The organism is Streptomyces sp. NPDC005492 (genome assembly GCF_040605995.1).
Taxonomy (GTDB): Bacteria; Actinomycetota; Actinomycetes; order Streptomycetales; family Streptomycetaceae; genus Streptomyces.
The window spans coordinates 48,176-71,047 of sequence record NZ_JBEXDX010000039.1 but is presented as its reverse complement, the minus strand read 5'-3'; the positions used below and the strand labels follow the sequence as shown (position 1 = coordinate 71,047).

At 72.7% G+C, this 22,872-nt stretch carries 1 protein-coding gene (running past one end of the window); it reads right to left on the bottom strand.

The window, feature by feature from the left end; translation table 11 throughout:
• On the bottom strand, positions 1-22,872 hold the 5' portion of the coding sequence (locus ABZT04_RS35675) for a hypothetical protein (protein ID WP_356061821.1). Its footprint begins 4,929 nt before the window's first position; 22,872 of the gene's 27,801 nt are visible here — the first part of the coding sequence; its start codon is at positions 22,870-22,872; its stop codon lies off the left edge, out of view.

Below are 22,872 nucleotides of genomic sequence, written 5' to 3'. Positions count from 1 at the left end.
CGACCCGTTCTGGTCGGTCGCGGCCGTCGACAGCGACGCGAAACCCATGCCCTGCACATCGGGCAGCACCCGGGTGTGCGTGCTGGCGCCCGTTCCGCGCACCGCGCTGAGCACCAGCCGCACCCGGCGGGTGCCGCCCACCGTCGGGATCTCCAGGAAGAGCGGATGGCCGCCGTCCAGCATGGCGTCCGTCGCGGCCCGCTGTCCGATCTGCGACCGCGTCTGCTCGAACCGACGCAGATTGTTCAACTGGGCCTGCACCAGCGCCTCGTCGGGCAGCACCCGGTTGCGCGCGGTGGTGTCGCCGGGCAGGAAGCCCTCGCGGCGCAGCCAGTTCTCGGCGTTCACGAAGAGGGGTTCGGCGCCGGCCACGCCCAACGGTGTCGCCGTAGTGCCGATCGCCCGCAGATGCTCCAACTCCACGGGGAGCCGCCGCAGTTCCTCCGGCGTCGGGGCATGCCCCTGGGCGTCCTCGGCGGTGAGCAGCCGCAGGTGCATCCCGCGCGGCCAGGCGCCGGGCGCGAAGGGCAGCCGCCCACCGCCCGGCAGATGCAGCACCAGCGTGTGCCGCACCGCGGCGGGCGCCAGCAGATGACTCCGGTTGGTGCGCACCGCGTGCATCAGGGCGGCGCTGCCGCTCTGGGTCAGCGCGTCGTTCGTCCCCGCCTGGGCCGAGACCCGCCCCAGCACACCGCCGCCGACCCGCCGGGTGGCGTCCGGGTGCCCCTCGGCATGGTCACCGGTGAGCGCCGGACCGACACTCCCCGACAGGGACACACCACTGCTGAACCTCGACTGCGCCTCGATCTTCACCACCTGCGTCAGATGGCTCTCCAGGTTGATCTTCCCCGGGACGCTCCGTCGCAGCGGCTCCCCCACCTCCACCTCGGTGAGCAACTGGAACATGCCGACCGCGCGCCCCGACCCGTCGACCAGCACCGGCGAGAACACGCCCCCGGCCCGCTGCATCGGCAGGGTGCCCCGCAGCAACGGCTCCGACAGGAAGGTCTCCAGCTCCGCCCGGGAGTCCTCGTCCAGCGCCGCCAGCCGCGCCCCGTAGTGCTCCAACACCTCCGCGAGCAGCCGCCCCGGCTCGGCGACCGTGTCGACGCCCCACACCGGAAGGGTGTCCAGCTCCGCCGCCTCGGGCAACTCCCCTTCCTCGTCCCGCGCCAGATGCTGCGGGAACCAGATGGTCACCGGCCCGTGCGACCGGGGCACGTCCCAGGTAACCGGCGGGGCCAGCGCCGGGGTGTCGATCCGTACGTCCCACTCGGCGGTGAAGTCGTACGGCTCCGAGGGCTCGTTGCTGCGCTGTGCCGTCGTCGACTGCACCACCGTGGTCACCGACGCGCTCGACGAGAGCTGGTTCAGAGTCAGCGCGAGGGTCAGCGCCACGTCGACTCCGCGCACCGGGATCGCCCTGGTCACCGGGAACAACCCGGTCCACGGCAGCAACAGGGTACGGACGTTGCCGGACGCCTCCGACGACACCGACTCCTGGGCACCGATGCCCCGCCGCTCCACGCGCACATCCCGCACGCCACTCTCGGCCTGCCCGTACCGGGCCGCCGCCACCGGCTGCGAGAGCCGCAGCCGGATGTCCACCGTCCGGTCCCGGCCGTCCACCCGCAGCGTGATCCGAAAGCCCAGACTGCCGCGCAGATACGGCAGGTTGACCACCAGCTCCTCGCCGCTCGCCACCGTCCGCAACTGCTCCCGCACCGGATGCGTGTCCGGCGCGTCCGCCAGCCCGAGCGCCGTCATCACCTGCTGGTGCAGCCCGTCCACGACCACGGCCGCCAGCGGTTCGAGAAGCACCAGGCCCACGTTGCCGTCCTGTTGGGACCCGTACCCGAGGACGTACGTCGAGGAGGGCGCCGCGACCGGGGCGTTGGAGGTGGGCCAAGTGGGGGTGTCCTGGGCGGGGATGGGGGTGGTGTCGGGGTCGAGGGTGGACGTCGACTGGTCCTGGCTTGTGTGGTCGTGGAGTTGGGGGCCCGCGGCGGTGACGTTCTCGATGGCCGCGAGGTAGCGGTGCGGGATGTGGACGGGCGTGTCGGTGGTCGCCATTACGCCTGTGGTGCGGACCGTCGTGCTGTGGGGGTGGTTGCGCAGCAGGAAGTCGTTGTCGCGCTGCTCGTCCGGCAGGCCGAGGTAGTGCAGGACCTCGTGGAGGAGGTCGGCGTCGGAGTGGCCCGTGTCGAGGTGGAGTTGGTCGGCGCGAGCCGGGTTCGCGGTGTCGGTGAGGGTGATCGCCTCGGGGTGGGCGGGGTCCTCGATCAGGTTGAGGGTGATGTGGAGCTGGTCGCCTGAAGTAGGCAGCGCCAGACCGGAGTTGAGATGCGTGTCCAGCAGACGGGTGAGGCGGTCCTTGAGCTGCAGGGTCAGGGCCGGGTCGGTGGTGGTGACCGGGAGGTTGAGGGTGTAGTCGCGGATCCACTGGCCGTTGGGGGCCTGGATACGGCGGATGTGGGTGCGGATGAGGGTTGTCGCGCCGCTGAGGAGGCCCGGGCCGGGCGGCTTGGACTGATCGGCGTGCGGGTCGAAACGCTCCGTGGCGTGGACGGCGGGACGGGCGTGAGGACGCAGCCCGTACCAACTCCCCTTCGACGCAGGGTCGTTGACGCGATGTGCGGGCTGGTCGTCGGTCGCATCGCGGGTCGGCGCGGGACGGAACCGGCCGGACGGCTGGACGCTGGGAGCGTCCTCCGGACCCCGGGGCGCGCTCGACGGCGTGATCGTCGCCGGGGCGGTGAGGGGGCCGGCGTCGGTGGCGCTGTAGTGGTTCAGGCCCGTGTAATGGACCTCCAGCGCGGGGGTGTTGGTGGTCGGGCCGTAGCGCAGCACGATGCCCTGAGTGGTGGCGGGCATCGGCTGGAAGACATGGATGGGGGCGCCGAGGGTGTCGGCGAGCAGTGGCAGGAAGGTGTCGCCGATCGGACGCATCCACGCGTCCGACCAGCGGCGCACGGCGCGTTCGAGCAGGTCCTGCTCGTCGTCGGTGAGCGCGGCGGTGCTGCGGTGGTAACCGGCGATGAGTAGCGAACGGCGCTCGTCGAGGGTCATGGTGGCGGGCGTGGGCAGCGCGTTCACCGCGCGCAGGTAGGCGAACATCCGCCGGTTGCTCGGTGCGGCGCCGGCCGGCGGGGGCGGGGCGCCCGGCAGCGAGACGGCTTGCAGATAGCGGGTCTGGAGGTCGGTGGGGTCGAGGTCCTCGGCATGGGTCACGGCTTGGATGCCGTACTGGGCCAGCGCGGTGTCGATCTCGTCTTCGGACATGCCCGCCGCCGACGAGGTGAAGGGGTCGGCGAGGACGCCCCGGAGCTGGCCGAGCACCTGTGGGGGGAGCGGCCGGCTGCCGTCGTGGGCCGCCGTCAGCCGGGCGAGCACCAGGTTCTGCAACTCCCGTTGTGTCGCCCGCAGATGGCCTGATCCCTGGTCGGTGGTCTGCGGGTGCGTCGTCATGGTCGTGAGGGTCTGTCGTACGTCGTTGGGTCGCGCGAGCCAGGCGGCGGTGCCCGGGGCGAGGGCCCGGCCGGCCTGTTGCAGGCGGGTGCGGACCAGGTGCGGTGCGCTGCCGATGACGGCGTAGAGGAGGCAGTTGCCGTCGCCGGGGGTGGGGACGGCGGTGCCGGTGGGGTTGACGTACGGGGACGGCGGGGTGACGACGGGGGGTGGGGCGGTGGTTGTGGTCGAGGGCTTGCTCGTGCCCTTGCCCTTGTCTGTTCCCTTGCCCTTGCTGGTGCTCGCGGCCGGCTTCTTGCCCTTGCTCGTACCGGACTTGGGCGGAGTGCTCTTCTTCGGCTGCTGTGTCGCCGTGCTGCCGGCGGTGGCGGGCGCCGGGGTGTGGGTCTGGCCGCCGGCCGGGAGGGGGGTGGCTCGGCCGTCGGGGTCGGGCCAGCGGGGCGGGGTGGTGGCGAAGGTGGTCCGCAGGGACTGTTCGGGCGTGGGGGCGCTGTCGTGGACGGCGGTGGACAGGCCCGGCAGCGCGGCGGTGGCGGCCATCTGGTCGGCGGCGGCCTGGAGTTGGGCGGTGACGGCGGTGGCGATCTGTGCGTTGCGGCGGTCGACCTCGGCCCGGGCCGAGGTCACCCGGCCGTGGGCGGCGGTCTCCTTCTGCTGGGCCGTGTCCAGCTGCTCTTCCCGGAGTTCCTCGGTCTTCGCGTCCTCCCTCGCCCGGTCCACGGCCTTCTTGAGGTTCTCCTCCTCGTGGGCGATCCGGGCCGGCCCCACCTCGACGATGTGCTTCGCGCGTGCCAGCGCCCGCCGGTCGGTGGTGAGCCGTTCGGTGGCCTGCCGGATCGCGTCCCGGGCGGCGGTGACCGCCGGGACAGCGGCCCGCACCCTGGGGTCGTCGGCGACGTCGGCGGCGGGTTCGTCGGAACGCGGGGTGCCAGGGGCCGGAGGCGCCGGTACGGGGGCGGGAGCGGTGCTCGGCTGCCCGTTCCTGGCGGCCTGTTCGGCGGCGGCCCGGGCGGAGGCGGCGCGTTCGGTGCGCACGGTGTGCTCGGCGCTGGTCAGCCCTGCCAGGGCCGTCCGGAGGTCGTGGCGTCCGTTCGTCTCTTCCTGCACGTGGCGCTCGACCACCGACGGCAGGGTGGTCACGGTCCGCCGGGCGTCGGCGACGTCCTGCTTGAGCCGTGCGACCAGTGTCTCGGCGGCGCGCGCGGCACGGAGGGAGGTCTCCGCCGCGGCGATCGCGCGGTCATGGGCGACGTCCGCGGCCGCAGCCGCGCGCTGCGCCTCGCGGTGGGTGTCCACGGCGGTGGTGTGCGCGCGGTTGGCCTGCTGGAGGGCGGCGGTGAGGCGGTTCAGCACCTGCGGGGTGTCGGTGAGGGTGTCGGTGGCGGAGTGCAGGAGTTCCGCCTGGGCGTGGAAGGCGGTCCAATCGGTGGTGAGGTCGGGGTCGGCGGTGACGAGGGCGCCTTCCGGGGTGAACTCCCAACGGCGAATGCCCTGTTGGTCACGGGTCATCAGTTCCAGCGGCCGGTTGCCGAGCACGGCGGTGTGGGAGGCCGTGTAGAGGGCCTGGCCGAGGCGGGTGCCCTGCGGGTCGGCGCCGAGGCCCACCCAGATCTGGATGCCGTGACTGCCCGCGGGAATCGCGGAGTTGAGGCGTTCGGGCAGGGTGTGCGGGGCGGCGGTGGCCCAGTCGGGGACCAGCGCGGGCAGGTCGTGGATGTCCGGCGGGGCTTCGGCCGGGGTGATGAGACCGTGGCCGAGGAGGTCGCGTTCCTCGACGCGGAGGGTGACGGTGCCGGTGACGTGGCGGGTGCCCTCCGGTCCCTCGACGAGCAGGTGGGCATCGGTGTCGATGGCGTAACTGCGGGTGCCCCGCGCCCCGTTGGCGGGCGCGGCGGTGCTGCCGGACTTGAGCCAGTCGCGGCGGCTGCCGGTGGTGGTGCCGCCGAAGGTGGAGGGCTGGGTCTGCCGCTGGGCGAGCGGGATGCTCAGCCCGCCGATCTGGTGGTTGTCGTCGTCGCCGCTGAGGAGTTCGGTGAACCCGGTGGCCAGGGAGTGGTCGGCGCCGGCGGCGGTGCTCACCGTCTCGGTGGTGTTGTGGAGTTGGTCGAGGGTGACGTCGTCGGCGTGCGTGGAGCGGCGCGGGTTGTAGAGCGTCACCGCGATCGACGGGGCCTGCCCGGGTGCCCCCTCGAAGGGCGTGGTGCCGGGCAGCTTGCGGGTGAGGTCGGCGGCCAGCCGGGGGCGGTCGAGGGTGACCCGCCCGGCCTGGACGAGCTGGCCGAGCCGGACCGCCTGGCCCTCCACCGAGACGGAGGTGATCTGCGCGTGCCAGCCGCGACCGCCGCTCGGGGCCACGTCGTTGAGCGCCGTCTCCAGATGCGCCCAGCCGTCGAAGGAGAACGCCGGGGTCGGCCCCACCGGGTGGAACATCTGCGCGTCGGCGAGATACGGGACGGGGGTCGGGCCGGGCAGCACGGTGTTGCGCGGATCGGCGCCGGAGACGACGGACGGGGCGGTCACCGTGGCGGCCTGGGTGAGGGCGTTGGTCTCGGTGCCGGTGAACCGCAGCGTCAACCGGACGGGCACCGTGCGGGTGCGGGGATTGCCCCGGGCCAGCAGTTCGTTCATCCACCGGCGTACGTCGCCGCCCGCCTCGGCCCAGGCGATGACGCCGTTCTGGACGAGGCCGCCGAGGACGTTGGGCGGCCAGTCGGCGACCAGCGCGGAGCGGACGGACAGGACGTAGTCGTACTGGAGGCCGTCGAAGTCGGCGCCGTTGTCGGTGCGCAGCCAGAACCGGTTGTCGGCTGTGGTCGCCCGTCGGGCGGATCGGCTGGTGGCCGACTGCGGGGTGAACACGGGCGCCGCCCGGTCGGTCTTCGTGGGGTCGGGGCCCTGGTTCGGGCGGAGATAGCGGGTGGTCAGGGTGACCGGGAGCTGCCGTTGCCGTACCGAGGCGCGGGTGGTGGTGCGGCCGGCCGCGGTGTGCGACTGCCACTGTTCGAGCCCCGAGCCGGGGGTGGAGGTGCCCAGGACACCGGCCAGGTTCTGGGTCCGCCGGGGCACCGCCGTGAGGGTGACCTCGACCAGCCGCTCGCCGCCGTGGCCGTGGTGGCGGAAGTGGAAACGGGTGGTGGCCCGGCGCGGGGTGCCGTCCGGGCCGCGTCCGGGCAGCGAGCGCAGTCCTGCGGTCGAGGTGAGCTGCGCGATCCGGCCGTGCACACCGGCCTGGTGGCCGGGGTGCCCCGGGGTGAACACTCCGGGTGCCTCGGACTCCACCAGCTCCATCAGTTCACGCCTGATCTGGCCGCGCCGCTCCCGGGGGTTGACCGGTCCCAGCGGGATCGGACCGGTGGCGGGCACGGGGGCGGCGACGGGCCGGTCGTACTCGATGACCGAGAGGACACCGCCGAGGCCGAGTTCGCGGTTGCGGGTGTACGACGCCGGCAGCGGTGCGGTGGCCGGGGCGGGCGTCGGCGTCAGCCCGGTCACCGAGCCCATCCACCGTGCGTCGCGGGTGAGTTGGCCTTGTGTCATGAGGAACTGGAGGCCGTCCGGGACGTCGACCGCGAAGGTGACGGGGTCGACCGTGCCGGGTTCACCGACCCCGTTGAGCAGGGTGCGGGAGCCGGCCCGGACGGTGACCAGATAGGTGACGTCGGCGACCACCCGGTGCAGGGTGCCGCTCTCGGTCGGGGTGCGGTTGACGCCCGTGCTGGCGGCGAGCGTGTCGGCGGTGTCGGTGCGGGACACCTGGCCGAGCCGTGCGGACGGGTTGAACAGGCCCTTGTACGGCTTGCCGGCGCTCTGGCTGGTGGAGACCGAACCGTCCGACTCGGGACCGGTGTTGCCCTGCCCGGCCGCGTTCGCCGGGCCCGCGGGCCGGCTGGGCGGGTTCTGCGTGAGCACCCCGCTGCCGCCGAACTGGTGCGACTTTCCGAGGGACTTGAGCTGCTGGGCGCTGTCGGTGGCGGAGACGCCCGTCTCCAGGTACTGCCCGGTGGTGTCCAGCAGTCGGGGCCGGTGGGCGACGGCCTGGATCTCCAGGGAGTACTGGCCGTCCGCGAGGGTCCCCGGCAGGCTCAGGCCCTCCACGACGTAGGAGTTCTTGAAGATCTGGTGCCCGTTGGCGACGAGGCTGCCCGGGGTGATCGCGGCGTGCCGGGTCTCGGCGGCGCGCGTCCTGCTGTCCGTCAGCCCGCGCCCGGCGAGCGGGGAGATGCCGTCGCGGGCGGCTGCCGTTGTCGGGGTGGGTGCCGTACCGGGGGCGGTGACCGGGAGGACTGGTCCCGTGCCGGTGGCGGCCGGCGTCGGCTGTGCCTCGCGGCGGATCTGCGCGGCCGCCCGCTGGAACGCCGACTCGATGGCCGAGGCGCCGCGCACGGTGTCGATCAGGGCGTCGTCCGGTACCCGCACCAGCTCCGGGCGCGGGACGCCGTGGGCGTCGGTCGCGTCGAGCCGGGCCCGGTCGGTCGGGTTGGGCAGGCGCGGCGCTCCGTCGGCACGTGCGGCGGGGGGTGCGGGGGTCGCCGGGGGCGCGTGGGTACGGCCGGCCGGCACCGCCAGCCGCAGCGAACCGGTGACCGTCGGCGGAATGACAACGGGCGGAGCGGGGGCGGCAGTTGGCGCACCGACGACCACAGGGGGCGCCGGGGCGGCGGCCTGGTTGACGTTCCGCCCGAACCGCTCGCTGGGCTCGTCGCCGTCGCCCGCGTACAGGTCGAGGGCCAGCCGCACCGGCACCTCGAAGTCGTGGCTGTCCTGGCCGGTGGCGATGAAGAACTGGTCGTGCCCGGTGGCGCCGCCCACGGTGTCGCCGTGGGTGACCTGGTGGCCGTACTGGTAGTCGGCGCCGAAGCCGATGGACCCCCAACCGCCCAGCGGGCCGCTGACGCTGCCCATCGGTCCGAGCGCGCCGCCGTACGACTCACCGCGCTGCTCGGAGTCGCTGCCCGCCATCTGGGCCAGGCCCATGACCTGGATGCCCGGCAGGACCCGGCGGTGGGTGCCGGCGGTCGCGGTGTCACGGACGGCGGTGAGGAGCAGCCGGACCCGGCGGACGCCGGTGTCGGTGCTGTTCGGCACCTCGAAGTGCAGGGCGTGCCCGCCGTCCACCATGGCGTCGGTGGCGGCGCGCAGCCCGGTGCGGGAGCGGGCCTCGCGCAGCCGGCGCAGATTGTTGAGCTGGGCGTGCAGCCGGATCTGGTGCTCGGGCTCGATGCTCAGCGCCGCCCGCTTCAGACGCGCGCCGATCCCGGGGCCCGGGGCGGCCGGGGGCAGGAAGCCCTCACGGCGCAGCCATGTCTCGGCCTCCGCGAACATTCCGTCCGTACCGGTGACGTCGAGCGGGGCCGTGCTCAGCCCGATGGCGTCCAGCCGCTCCAACGAGTCCGGGAGTTCCCGCAGTTCGGCGGCGGAGGGCTGGTGGCCGAGGGCGTCCGCCCGGCTCAGGACCCGTAGGTCCATGCCGTGGGTGAGGGCCAGCGGGGGCGCCGCCGTCTCGGTGCCGTCCGGGCGGATCAGGGTGACCTGGTAGGTGACGCCGGAGGGTGTGAGCAGATGGCTCTGGTTGGTGCGGATGGCGTGCATCGTGCCGGCGGAACTGCTGGCGCTGTACGTGTTGGTGACGGTCGCCTGCGTCTGCCCGCGCAGTCCGAGGCTGCCGCCGATGGTGCCGGAGGCGTCCGGATGCCCCTGCCCGTGGTCGCCGGTGAGGGCGGCGGCACCGCTGCCGCTGATCCCGATGCCGCTGGTGTACTTCGAGGAGAGGTCGACCTTCGCCGTGTTGACCAGGTGGCTTTCGAGGTTGATCTTTCCCGGGGTGCTCTGCCGCTGCGGGGTGCCGACCGTGGGCACGGTGACCAGGTGCAGCATGCCGACCGCGGTGCCGGAGGCATCGGTGAGGACCGGCGAGTAGATCCCGCCGTCGATCTGCATGGGCAGGGTGCCGCGCAGCACCTGCTCGGAGAGGAAGTCCGAGACCTGCCCGGCGGCGGCCGTGTCGAGGTCGGCGTGAAACGTCCGGTGGACGTGTTCATACAGGGCCCTGGGGTCGATCACCGAGTCGACGCCGTAGAGCGGGAGATCGGCCGGACGGGCCGGTGCGGGAAGGGTGTTGGGCGCCGGGTCGGCGGTGGTGAGGTGACGCGGGAACCAGATGGTGGTGGGTCCGTGCGACTCCGCCGTGCCCCACCCGTCCGGCGCAGGCGCGGTGGTGACGGCGGGGGCGTCGACGCGCACCCGCCACTGCGTCGTGAACTCCACTGGATCCGAGGGCTCGTTGGAGCGCTGGGCCGAGGTGGTCTGGACGGCCTGGGTGACGGTGGTGGCGTCGCTCGCCTGGTTGTGGGTGACGGCCGCGGTCAGCGATCCGTCCACCGCCCGCACGGCGGTCGGCGCCGCGATCGGCCAGGAGCCGGTCCACGGCACCTGGAACGTGCGATAGGTCCCGGACGACTGACTGGAGAAGTTCTCCCGGGTCCCGAACCCGCGCCGCTCGACATGCTTGTCCGGGTCACGCGGGTCGAAACGGCCCTGCCGCAGCGAGGCCCGCGCCTCGGAAAGCGTCAACTGTACGTCGACGGTGTGATCGCGGCCGCCGACGCTCACGGTGATGCGGTGACCGCCGTTGGAGCGCAGATACGGCAGGTGGAGCGCGAGGTTCTCACGGCTCAGCGCACCCCGCACCTGCTCGCGCACCGACTCGGGCGGGTTGTCGGCGTCCAACCCGAGCGCCTCGTAGACCTGACCGCGCAGCCCGTCCATCACCTCGTCGGAGAACGGCTCCGCGTACACCAGCCCGACCGTGCCGTCCGGGAGTGCGCCGTAGGAGTTCACGTAGCTGGACGGGAGTTGGGTGGGTGCGGGGGGTGGTGCGGTGGGTGCGTTGGAGGTGGGCCAGGTGGGGGTGTCCTGGGCGGGGATGGGGGTGGTGTCGGGGTCGAGGGCGGGGGTGGTGGTGTCTTGGCTTGTGTGGTCGTGGAGTTGGGGGCCCGCGGCGGTGACGTTCTCGATGGCCGCGAGGTAGCGGTGCGGGATGTGGACGGGCGTGTTGGTGGTCGCCATCAGGCCGGTGGTGCGGACCGTGGTGCTGTGGGGGTGGTTGCGCAGCAGGAAGTCGTTGTCGCGCTGTTCGTCGGGCAGGCCGAGGTAGTGCAGAACCTCGTGGAGGAGGTCGGCGTCGGAGTGGCCCGCGTCCAGGTGGAGTTGGTCGGCGCGGGCGGGATCGGTTGTGCGGGTGAGGGTGATTGCCTCGGGGTGGGCGGGGTCCTCGATCAGGTTGAGGGTGATGTGGAGCTGGTCGCCTGAAGTAGGCAGCGCCAGGCCGGAGTTGATGTGCGTGTCCAGCAAGCGGGTGAGGCGGTCCTTGAGCTGCTGGGTCAGGGCCGGGTCGGTGGCGGTGACCGGGAGGTTGAGGGTGTAGTCGCGGATCCACTGGCCGTTGGGGGCCTGGATACGGCGGATGTGGGTGCGGATGATGGTTGTCGCGCCGCTGAGGAGGCCCGGGCCGGGCGGCTTGGACTGATCGGCGTGCGGGTCGAAGCGCTCCGTGGCGTGGACGGCGGGACGGGCATGGGGACGCAGCCCGTACCAACTCCCCTTCGACGCAGGGTCGTTGACGCGGGGCGCGGGACTGTCGTCGACGGGATCGCGGGTCGGTGCGGGACGGAACCGGCCCGAGGGCTGGAGGCTGGGGGCGTCCACCGGACCCCGGGGCGCACTCGACGGCGTGATCGTCGCCGGGGCGGTGAGGGGGCCGGCGTCGGTGGCGCTGTAGTGGTTGAGGCCCGTGTAATGGACCTCAAGGGCCCGGGCTGCGGTGGGCGAGCCGACGCGGGTCACGGTGCCGAGGCCGGTCGTCGGGTTCGGCCGCAGTACCTCCACGGCCACGTCCAGGGTGTCCGCCAGCAGCGGGAGGAACAGTTCGCCCTGGTTGCTCTCCCACGACCGGGACCAGTTCTGGACGGCGTCGAGCGCGTGGGCCAGTTCCGCGTCGGTGAACTGGGCGGTGCTGCCGGTATAGCCGTTCCCGAGCACGCGGCGGAGCTGGGCGTCGGACAGGTCGTTCAGTGCGGGCAGGCGGTCGGTGTCCCGGAGATGGGCGAACATGGCGCGGACGCCGGGGTCGTGCGGGCCGGTCACGTCGTCCTCGGTCAGCGCGTCGCTGTAGCGCGTGTCGAGGTCGTCCAGGTCGGCCGGTTCTGTCACGCCGGTGATGCCGTACTCCTGAAGGGTCTCCAGGAGCGCGGGCCGGTCCATGGTCGCGGTCCGCCGCTCGAACCACGGCGCGAGGGTCTGCCGTACCTGGCCCACGGCGTCGTGCGGCAGGGGGCGGCCGCTGCCCGCGGTGAGGAGCCGGTCCTCCGCGAGGGCGCGCAGCCGTTCGGCGGTGTCCGTCAGATGGGCATCGGTCCTGGTCGGCCGGGAGTTGGGGTGGCGCGCGGCGAACTGGGCCAGGGCGGTGCGCACTTGAGTCGGGCGGCCCAGCCAGTCATAGAGTGCGGGGTCCTCGGTACGCAGTCCGGGGATCCGGTCCCGCACGCGTTCCGGGTCGGTGCCGATGAAGGTGTAGAGCAGACACTGGCCGTCGCCGCGGGTCAGGACGGTACTGCCGCGTGGGGCTCGGACCTGGAAGTGCACGGGCTGTGGTGCTGTGCTCGCGGTTTCGGTGGCGGAATCGTCCTGGGCACGGCCCTTGCCCTTGGCCTTGTCGCCGGCCTCGTTTTGAGTGGGGGCGTCTTTGTCTGCCGGTGACTGGTCCTGGGTTTGAGTAGTGACGTGCTTGTCGGAGGTGTCGGCGTGGTCCTGGTCCGTGGTCTCGCCGCCCGGATCCCCGGACGTACTCCCGCCGTCCACACCCGAACTGCCGCCGACCTTCCCGGACTTGCCCGCGTCGTCGCCGCCCGCCGTGTCCTTGTCGCTCGGCGGCGAGGCGTCCTTCACCGGCGTGGTGACGAGGTTGTCGGAGGTGTCGGCGTGGTCCTGGTCCGTGGTCTCGCCGCCCGGACCCCCGGACGTACTCCCGCCGTCCACACCCGAACTACCGCCGACCTTCCCGGACTTGCCCGCGTCGTCGCCGCCCGCCGTGTCCTTGTCGCTCGGCGGCGAGGCGTCCTTCACCGGCGTGGTGACGAGATTGTCGGAGGTGTCGGCGTGGTCCTGGTCCGTGGTCTCGCCGCCCGGACCCCCGGACGTACTCCCGCCGTCCACACCCGAACTACCGCCGACCTTCCCGGCCTTGCCCGCGTCGTCGCCGCCCGCCGTGTCCTCGTCGCCGGGCGATGAGGTGTCCTTCACCGGGGTGGCGGGCAACACCTCCGGGGTGGTCAGTTCGGTGTCCGCGTCCGAGTGGTCGTCGCCGTCCGACCGCTCGTCCCCGGTGGTGGAGTCGTCGTCGCTCGTCGACGGGTCGTTGCCGGTGGAGGGGCCCGCCGTGCGAGGGCGACCCGAACCGGGCCAGCGCGGGGCGATGGATGCCAGTGTGGTGCGGGACGTGGGCAGCGCCGAGGGGGCGGCTGCCAGTACCGGGCCGGCCCGGCCGGGCAGTGCGGTCTCCGCCGCCGCGCGGCGGGCCGCGGCGTCGTCGCGCCGGCCGAGGGCGTTGTCGAGCGCGGCGTCGATGTCGCCGAGTCGTCGCTCCGCCCGCTCGTGGGTCTCGTGTGCGTCGTCGTGGGCCAGGGCCGCGTCCTCGGCGTGCCCGCGAGCCGTCTCGGCCTCCGAACGCCGGGTGTCGGCCGTGGCCCGGACGCCCGGGAGCTGCGCGCGCGCCTCGCTCAGGGCGGCCTCGTCGCGGGCCAGGCCGGTCCGGGTGTCCTGGAGTGTCGTACGGTTCTGCGCCAGGTTCTCCCGCACCCCGGCCAGGTCGGCGTCCAGCTTGTCGATCTCGGCGGTGGCCTCCTCGATCTGGCGGGTGAGACCGGGGTCGACGGTGGGGGCGGGGGTCGCGGCCGAGTTGGTCGTGGTGTTCGTGATTTCCGCGCTGTCCGACGTGGTCGGGCCCGGCGTGGCGGTCTCGTCCACCGTGGCGCTGTTCATGCCGACCGGGCCCGGCGCAGGAACACCCGTCGTGCCGGTCGTACCCGGCCTGACGCCCTCGTCGACCGCGGCATCGTTCCCGCCAGTCGTACCCGGCGTAGTGATCCCGTCCGCCGTAGCACTGTCCGCGCCGACCGGGCCCGGCGCAGGAACACCCGTCGTGCCGGTCGTACCCGGCGTGACGCCCTCGTCGACCGTGGCATCGTTCCCGCCAGTCGTACCCGGCGTGGTGATCCCGTCCGCCGTGGCGATGTTCGCGCCGACCGGGCCCGGCGCAGGAACACCCGTCGTGATGCCGGAGGCGGCCGCGCGGGTGGTGAGTTCCGCGAGGTGGCGGCGGGACTCCTTGGTGCGGGCGCTGAGGTCTATCTCCCGGCGCTCGCCTTCGGAGATCGCGTCGGTGAGCGGGCCGAGCGTGCGGCGGGACTCCGAGATGTCGGCGATCAGGGTGTTGACGCGGTCGGTGAGGGCGCGGAGGTTTTCGTCGGCCTGGTCCGCCTCGGTCTCGGCGGTGGTGGCGGCCGTGTCGGTGCGTTCGGCCTCGGCTGCCGCGTCCGTCAGGGCGATCGCCGCCCGGTCCAGGGCGTCCTGGGCGTCGGGCCGTAGGTCCCGCAGCCCGTGTTCGTCGATGAGTGCCCCGGTGTGGTCGGCCTCGGCGCGGTCGAACTCGGCGGCGGTGGTCTCGAAGTCCGCCCAGGCCTGGTCCAGGGTCGGATCGCCGGTGCTGCCGTCCGGGTCCGGGGGCGAGGTGAGCGTGCCGTCCGGGTCGAACGACCAGACCCGCAGCCCCTCCGGGCCCCGCGTGACCAGTTCCACCGGGTGCCCCTGTGCGCGGGCGGTCCGCGAGGCGCCGTAGAGGGCGAGGGAGAGGCGGGAGCCGTCCGGGTCGGGGCCGGTGGCCACCCAGAACTGGTGTCCGTCGTCGTCGGGGTCGACGCCCGCGGTGAGGGCTGCCGGTACGTCCCGCAGCGGTGTCGTCGCCCAGTCCCTCGGGGCGGCGCCGGTCTGGGAGGCGAGCAGTGCCGGGAGGTCGTAGACGCGGGGCACGGGGTGGGGGTCGGTGATGCCGTGGCCGAGCGCGTCGCGCTCCTCGATGCGGACCGTGGCGGTGCCGGTGACATGGCGGACGCCCTCGGGGCCGGAGACCGTGATGTGCACATCGGTCCGGACCTCGTAACTGCGGGTGCCGCGGCCCTCGGCGGGCAGGCTGGTGCTGCCGGTCTTGAGCCAGTCGCGGCGCCCGCCGGAGACACCGCTGCCGAAGTTGCTCGCGTCCACCGGCCGTTGGAGCACCGGCGGGGTCAGGCCGAGCAGGTTGCGGTCGGGATCGTCGGCGCTCAGGACGAACGGCAGCGACAGTCCCGTGGTGGTGTCGCCGCCGGAGACCGTACTGCTGCTGTCGGTGGTGATCCGCAGCCGGTCGATGGCCACGTCGCCGCCGTCGGTGACCGCCCTGGGCCGGTACAACGACACGGTCAGGGTGGGCCGTTGGCCGGGTGCGCCCTGCATCGGGTACGCGCCCGGCATCGCCGGCAGCATGCCGCCGAACTGCCGGGGCGTGTCCAGGGACACCGTGCCGGCCTGGATGAGTTCGCCGAGCCGTACCGAGGCGTGCTCGTCGGAGGTCGAGGCCGGCTGCGAACGCCATCCGCTGCCGGTGGCCGGGGCGACCTGGTCGAGGGCCGTGTAGAGCTGGTCCCAGGCGTCGAAGCCGTAGACCGGGGCGTTGCCGGTCGGGTGGAACAGTTCCGTGTCGCGCAGCGCGGACTGTCCGTTGTACGGCAGCCGGGGGTCCGTCCGGGACAACGAGGGTGGGACCGGGGGCAGTTCGGCGGGGGGCGGGTCCGTCTCGCTGCCGGTGAAGCGCAGGCTGACGAGGGCGGGTACCCGTGCCTGGCCGCCGAGTTCACCGGCGAGGGTGCGGCTCAGCCAGGAGCGGGTGGGGGCGTCGGCGTCGTTCCAGGCGATGACCCCGCGCTGCACCATGGCGCCCACCACGTTCGGCGGCCAGTCCGCGACCGGGGTGGAGCGGACCGTGGCGACCAACTCGTAGTCCAGGCCGTCGAAGTCGGCGGCGCTGTCGGTGCGCAGCCAGAACCGGTCCTCGGCCGTGCGCCCCCGCCGGTCGGCCTTGCTGGACGCGGAGACGAGGTTGACGGAGGGGCCGGTGCGGTCGGTGCGGTCGTCGGTGTGGGGGCGGCTGAAGCGGGCCACCGGGTTGAGGGTGAGACGGTGCTGCCGGCCCGTCGCGTTGGTGGTCGAACTGCCCGCCGCCGTGTGTGAACCCCATTGCTCGATACCGGACTTGTCGCTCGGCACCGCGGTGCCCCGCACCGCGCCCCGGCTCGCAGGGGTGGTCGTGGGGCGGGCCGAGAACGTCACCTCGACCAGGGCCGCCCCGCCGAAGCGGTGGTGGCGGAAACTGAACCGGTTCTGTCCCCCGCCGCGCCCGATCAGCGCCCGCCTGCCGGCGACGCCCGTGTTGTCGGCGACGAGCGCGGCGACACCGGGCAGATAGGAGGCGTGGCCCGGGGTGGTGACACCGGGGGCGTACCGGTCCAGCAACTGCCGTACCTCGGCGTGGAATCGACCGCGGGTCTCGATCTGCTGCGTACCGGAGCCGGTGTCGGAGTGAGTGTCGGAACCGGTGGTGAGGCCCGTCCGGGAGCCGGTTCCGAGGCCGGTGAGTTCGGTGACCGAGTTGACCGCGGCCAGGCCGAGGGTGCCGTCCCGGACATACCGGCTGGGCAGCGGCGGGCTCTCCAGGCCGGTCGTCGACGGGTCGTCGGGCCGGTTGGTCACGGCACCCATCCACCGTCCCTCACGCCGGAGTTGACTCTCCGTCATCAGGAACTGGAGCCCGCGCGGTACGTCCACGGCGAGCGTGACGGTCTCGGCGGGACCGAGCCCGAGGGAGTTGGCGAGCACGTTGCGGCGGCCGGACCGTACGGTGATCAGGTAGGTGACGTCGGCCGTGATCCGGTGCTGGAGACCCGACTGGGTGGGCACCCGGTTGGTGGCGGTGATGGCGGTGAGGGTGTCGGACTTGTCGCTCTTGCGGTCGTGCTGGTAGCGCCCGGACGGGTTGAAGCGGGACGGCGTGGGTGCCGGGGTGGCGGCGGGCTCGTCCGGGGTCGTCGAAGCCGGGGGGTTGTTCTGGACCGCCGAGCCGCCCAGGCCGAACTGGTGTGTCTTGCCCAGGCCCTTGAGCTGTTGCGCCGAGTCGGCGACGGAGATGCCGGTCTCCAGGTACTGGTTCACGCTGTGGGTCAGTTCGGGCGAGTGGGCGACGGCCTGGATCTCGATCGCGAGGTGCTGGTCGGCGCCGAGGCCGGGCAGCGTCAGTCCCTCGATCACGTGGGTACCGCCGAAGATCTGGTGCCCGCGCCCGACCAGCGAACCGGGCGAGAGCGCGGTGGTACGGGCCTCGGCGCTCACGGTGGTGGTGTCGGCGGCCGGGCTGCCGACCAGCGAGCTGCTGAGGAACCCGGTTACTCCGCCCACCAGTTGAGAGATCCGCCCGGGAGGGGCGGTCGTGGCGTCGTCGGCGGTGTCGGTCGCGGTGTCGGCATCCGTGTCCGTGTCCGCTTCGGTGTTGGTGTCGGTGTTGGTGTCGGCCCCGACACCCGTGACGATCCGGCGGAAGGCGTCCTGGAGGGCGGCCGAACCGCGCACCACATCGATCAGGGCGTCGTCCGGGACACGGACTACGTCCGGGTGCGGCTCGCCGGTCGCCGGGTCCGTCATGGCCAGCCGTTCCGTGTCCAGCGGCGCGACCTGCCGCACGGTGTACGGCTCGCCGGCGGGCGCGGGCTCCTCGTCGGCCAGGGTCCGTTCGTGCGGAACGGCGAGCCGGACCGTGCCCGGCACACCCCTCGGGCCGATGTCCGGCGGACCGGCCTCCAGGTCGCCCTCGGCGCGGTGCACGGGCTCCGGCTCGCCGAACCGGACCCGCGGCTCCTGGCCCGCGCCCTCGTACAGGTCGAGGGTGAGGCGGACCGGCACCCCGAACTCCTCGGTGGACTGGCCGGTGCCGATGAAGAACTGGTCGTGGCCGATCGTGGTGGCGGTGGTGTTGCCGAGCGTGGCCTGGCCGACGTACTGGTAGTCACCGGTGCCGGTCAGGGTCCACGCGCCGTGCGTTACGGGCCCGTTGACCCCGCCGCCGAACCCGGCGCCCAGGCCGTAGGTGTTGCCGAGCCGACCGGTGCCGCCGCCCGCCGCCTGTGCCAGGCCCATGACCTGGATGTCGGGCAGCACCCTGAGGTGCTCGACCGGCCGGTCCGAGTCCCGTTGCGCACCAAGTTCCAGCCGCACCCGGCGCCGCCCGGTCACCGCGGGGACCTCCAGGAACAGCGAGTGACCGCCGTCCGCCATGGAGTCGGTCGCGGCCCGCAGCCCGAGCTGTGAGCGCAGCTCGTGCAGTCGCCGCAGATTGTTCAACTGGGCCTGCACCAGCGTCTCGTCGGGCAGCCGACCCCGGTGCGGGGCGTCCGCGGGTGGGGGCAGGAAGCCGTGGTCCCGCAGCCAGTTCTCGGCCTCCGTGAAGAGCGGGTCGGCGCCGTCCACCCCGAGCGGTGCGGTGGACTGGCCGATGGTCTCCAGCGTCGCCAACTCGTGGGGCAGCGCCCGGACTTCGTCCTCGGCCGGTGCGTGGCCGCGCGCGTCCCCGGCGCTGAGCACCCGCAGGTCGAGCCCGTGCTCCCAGGTCCCCGGGGCGTAGGTCTCGGTGCTGCCGTCGGGCCGGGTCAGGGTGAGGGTGTAGGTGACGTCCGCCTCGGTCAGCAGATGGCTGCGGTTGGTGCGGACCGCGTGCATGGTGCCCGCGGTGGAACTGGTGCCAAACACGTTCTGCGCCGCGAGGGACGCGCTCCCCCGGCCGGCGACCGTGCCACCGACGGTGTCGGAGGCGTCCGGGTGCCCCTGCCGCCAGTCGTGGGTGAGGACCGGCCCGGCACTGCCGGTGAGGGTCACCCCGCTGTTGAACGCGGTGTTCTGGTCGTTCTTCACCGAGTTGACGAGATGGCTCTCCAGATTGATCTTCTTGTCGATGCTCTTGGCCACCGGGGTGGTCGGGGTCACGGCTGCGTCCAACCGCATGATGCCGACCGCCCGGCCGTGCGCGTCGGTGAGCACCGGCGAGTACAGCCCGCCGTCCCGCTGCATCGGCAGCGTGCCGCGCAGCACCGGCTCGGCGAGGAAGTCGGCGAGTTGGGCCGACGCGGTGGCGTCCAGATCGGCGTGGAAGTGCCGCGCGGCACCCTCGTAGAGCCGGCGCGGGTTCAGCACCGAGTCCACCCCGTAGACCGGCAGGTCGTCGAGATCGGCGGGGTCGGGCAGTCCCTGGCCGGGCTCGGCGTCGGCGTCCACGAGATGCTGCGGGAACCAGACGGTGACCGGCCCGTGCTGCTGAGTGGGCTGCCAGTCGTGCGCCGGATCTGGGGTGGCGGTGACAACTGCCGTGTCGCCTACGTCCGTTGGCTCGACGACGTCTACGTCCGTGCCGGCGGCCGGTGTGACCGCCCGGTCCGGGTCCGGTGCGTCCAGGCGTATCTGCCAGTCGCCGGTGAAGTCGTAGGCGCGGGAGGGCTCGTTGCTGCGCTGGGCGCTCGTGGTCTGCACGACCTGGGTGACGGTGGTCGAGCCGTCCGCCTGGTTGTGGACGAGGGTCGCGCCCAGCGCGAAGTCCACCCCGCGGAACGGGCCCGCCGCCGCGATCGGCATCGAAAACGTCCACGGCACCGGAAGCGTCGAGAACGTGCCGGACGGCTGCGCGGAGACGATCTCCCGGGTGCCCTGCCCGCGCCGCTCCACATGCTTGTCGGGGTCGCTCGTGTCGAGCCCGCCCTGCCGTGCGGAGGGCCTTGCGTGGTCGAGCGTCAGTCGTACGTCCACCTGCCGGTCGGCGCCGTCGACGTGCAGGGTGATCCGGTGACCGCCGCGGCTGCGCAGATACGGCAGATTCAGCGCCATCTGCTCCGCGGAGAGCACGTCCCGCAGTTGCGCGTGCACCGGGTCGCCCGGGCGCGGGGCGGGGCGGCCCAGCGCGGCGAGCACCTGCCGGTGGACGCCCTCGACCACGTCCGCCGGGAACGGCTCGACGTGCACCAGACCGACCTGGCCGTCGTGCCGCCGCCCGTAGCCGCCGAGGTAGGAGGTACGGGGTCCGCCGTCGTGCTCCGACTCGGGCGGCGGAGAGGTGTGGCCCTCCAGGGAGGCCGGGTCGGTGTGTGGAAGGGGCGTGGGCGGGGCGGGCGGGTCCGCGCCGGGTCCCGCCGGGCCGGCACCCCGGTGGGCGACCGCCGGAGTGTCGGCGATGGCACCGATCAGGTCGAGATGATGGGGCCTCAGACCGCCGGGGACGTACGGCGGGTCGGTCGACTCCGTCGGGGGCGCGGACCGCGTGGGGTCGCCCATCAGACTGGCGGTGCCGCTCCGGTGCGGGGCGGCCGGGTCGAGGCCGCTCTCGTCCCGCAGACCGAGTTGGTGGCCGACCTCGTGGGCCAGGTCGGAGTCGGAGATGTCGGTCGGCCATGAGTGATGGGTGGTGCGGATTCCGTCCGCCGGGTCAGTGAGGGTGACGTCGAGGTGGGGCGTCTCGCCGGGGGCGGCGGGCACGACGGTGACGTGCAGCAGGCTTCCGTCCCGCAGCCGGTGCCCCGGGGTGTTGAAGACCCGCCGCACACCGTCGGCCAGACGCTGGTGCACTCCGTCGGCCTGCGGTCCGAGGTGCGGGCTGCCGGTGAGCCGGTAGGTGACGGTGAGATCGGTGACCGGCACCCCGTCATGCGTGAACCGCCGCACGGCGAACCCGGCCCGCACGACGTACTGCGTAGGCCTGCCGTCCACCCCGACCGGCCGGGACACCGGGTCCACCCAGGTCGTACTGCGCTCCGAGGGCGCGGCCCCATCCCGTGCGTCCTGGTAACTGCCGGGTTCTGGGGTGGGGTTGGGGGTGAGGGAGGGGGTGAGTACGACGGGTTCCGGTGCAGGAGTGGGGATGCCGGCGTTCGTGTCCGGTGCCGAACTGGTCGTAGGAGGCGCGCTGTTGCTGGTGGTGGTGAGCGGGGTCGGGAGATCGGTGTCCGTACTGCCGGAGCTGTCCGGCGTGGCCACGCGGGCGGGCTCGGGGTGGGAGGTGGCGTTGCGCTCCGTGCCCGTGGTGTCGGTGTCACTGTTGTCGGACGCCGTGTCCTCCGGGCGCCCGTGTGTCGTCGTGGTGGTACGCGGGTTCCCGCTGGTGGTCGACGGTGTGCCAGATGCCGGATTGCCCGAGGTCGTCCCGTTCGGGGTGGGGGTGCCGGAGACGGTGGTGTCGGGGCCGCTCGTCACCGGAACGTTCGGCGCAGGCGCCGGAGCGGCTGCCTCCGGCGTGCTGTTCGACTGGTCACTCCCCTGCGGCGATTCCTCCGTGCCCTGCGGGCTGTCAGCCTCGGAATTGTGCGACTGCTGCTGAACCGTACGGACCGGCGCCGGCGTGCTGTTCTGGCTCCCACCGGCATTCGAAGGCGAGCCGGAACCCGGCGCCGAGTTCACCGTGGTCGTCCCGCTCGGAGTCGGAGTACCGGAGACCGTGGTACCAGGCCCGCTCGACACCGGAACGTTCGGCGAAGGCGCCGGAGCCGCAGCGTCCGGCGTGCTGTTCGACTGTTCGCTCCCCTGCGCCGATTCCTCCGTGTCCTGCGGGCCGCCGGAATCGGCGCTGTGCGACTGCTGCTGAACCGTACGGACCGGCGCCGACGTGCTGTTCGGGCTCCCACCGGCATTCGAGGGCGAGCTAGAACCCGGCGCCGGGCTCCCCGTCGTCGTCCCGCTCGGAGTGGGGGTACCGGAGACCGTAGTGTCCGGCCCGCTCGACACCGGAACATTCGGCGAAGGCGCCGGAGCCGCCGCGTCCGGGGTGTCGCTCCACTGGTCGCTCCCCTGTCCCGACTCCTCCTGGCCGGTACGGGTCGTGTCCGAGGGCGTGCCGGAACCCCGCGTCGGGCTGCCCGTCGTAGTCCCGGTACCGGTGTTGCTCTGGAGGTCTCCCCCGTCGATCTTCACCGGGTCGACGTGGGTGTCGGTGAGGTCCGTGTCGAGGTCGGTCGACTGGGTCGGTGGTGTGTTGGTGTTCGTGGACGTGCGGTTGGGGGTGGGCGTTGTTGAGGAACTGCCGTTGTTCGGAGCCGTGTTGACGGATTGAGGACCCGAAGAGGGCGTATCCGACGGGTCGTTCGCCCCGGACCCGTGCTCCTCCGGGATGTCCGACGTGCCCAGGGTGTTCACCGGCGGCGGGGTGTTGAAGTTGAACTTGTTGCCCAACGCGCCCGCGCCCTGGCCCAGATGACGTTCGCTCACCGAGCTGAGGCCGCTGCCGAGGAAGGTGTTCAGGGGGTCGATGGGGAAGCCGAAGATGGACGCCGTGGCGATTTCGCCGAGGGTCTCCGCGCCGCCCTCGGTAATGAAGTGCTCGAAGTCCTCGCCGAGTTCGTGCTTCACCTTGTCGCCCAGGCTCGTCGTCTTCGGCGTGGGCGTGGGCGTCGGAGTGGGGGTGGTCTTCGGCGTCGGCGTTGGGGTCGGCTTCGGGTTCGGCTTGTTGTGGAGGTCCGGGGTGTCGAACTTGTTGTTGAACTTCGTGCTGTTGCCGCTGATGTCCTTGAACGGGTTGTGCGTGTCGAAGATGTTCTTGAACTTGTTCTTCAGGCCCTTGCCGAGGTCGGACAGCAGACCGTGGAACAGGCCGGTGAACGCGCCGAAGACACCGTCCTGGACGATCTGCGACCAGTCGAACCCGTTCGGACGGCGGCCCTTGGGCGCGCCCAGCATCATGGCCAGCCGTACCGCGAAGGTGGTGAACGCCTCCTCGATCGCCTCGGTGAGGCTGGGCATCAGGTGCGTCTTCTTCATCAGCCATTCGAGCAGCGTGAGAATGGCGACCCGGCTGCGGGCCTTCGCCACCGCGGCCTGGCTGGAGGCGGAACCCCCGGTGAAGGCGGACAGCACCGCGATGATCATCAGCTCGATGAGCAGCCGGATCAGCTCGGCGATGATCTGCCACTTGGACTCCATGATGTCCATGGAGGACTTGGTGCGGGACTGTCCGATGCTGTCGAGCTGGTCGGCGAAGTCCTTCAGGTAGTTGACCCCGCCGCTGTCGAGGAACATGTGCATCGCCCGCACATAGTTGTTCCCGACCTGCGGCGGCAGCGCACGCCCCACCCCACCGGCGGTCTGCTCGATCAGGTCCGAGAGATCGCGGACACGCCGACCGAGCCGCTCGTACGGCTTGCCGTTGGCGTAGGCCATGTCCTCGTCGGCCTGGAGCAGTTTCTCGCCGATGAGCACGAACAACAGGTTGTTCAGCTGGGGCGACGCTTGGATGGTCAT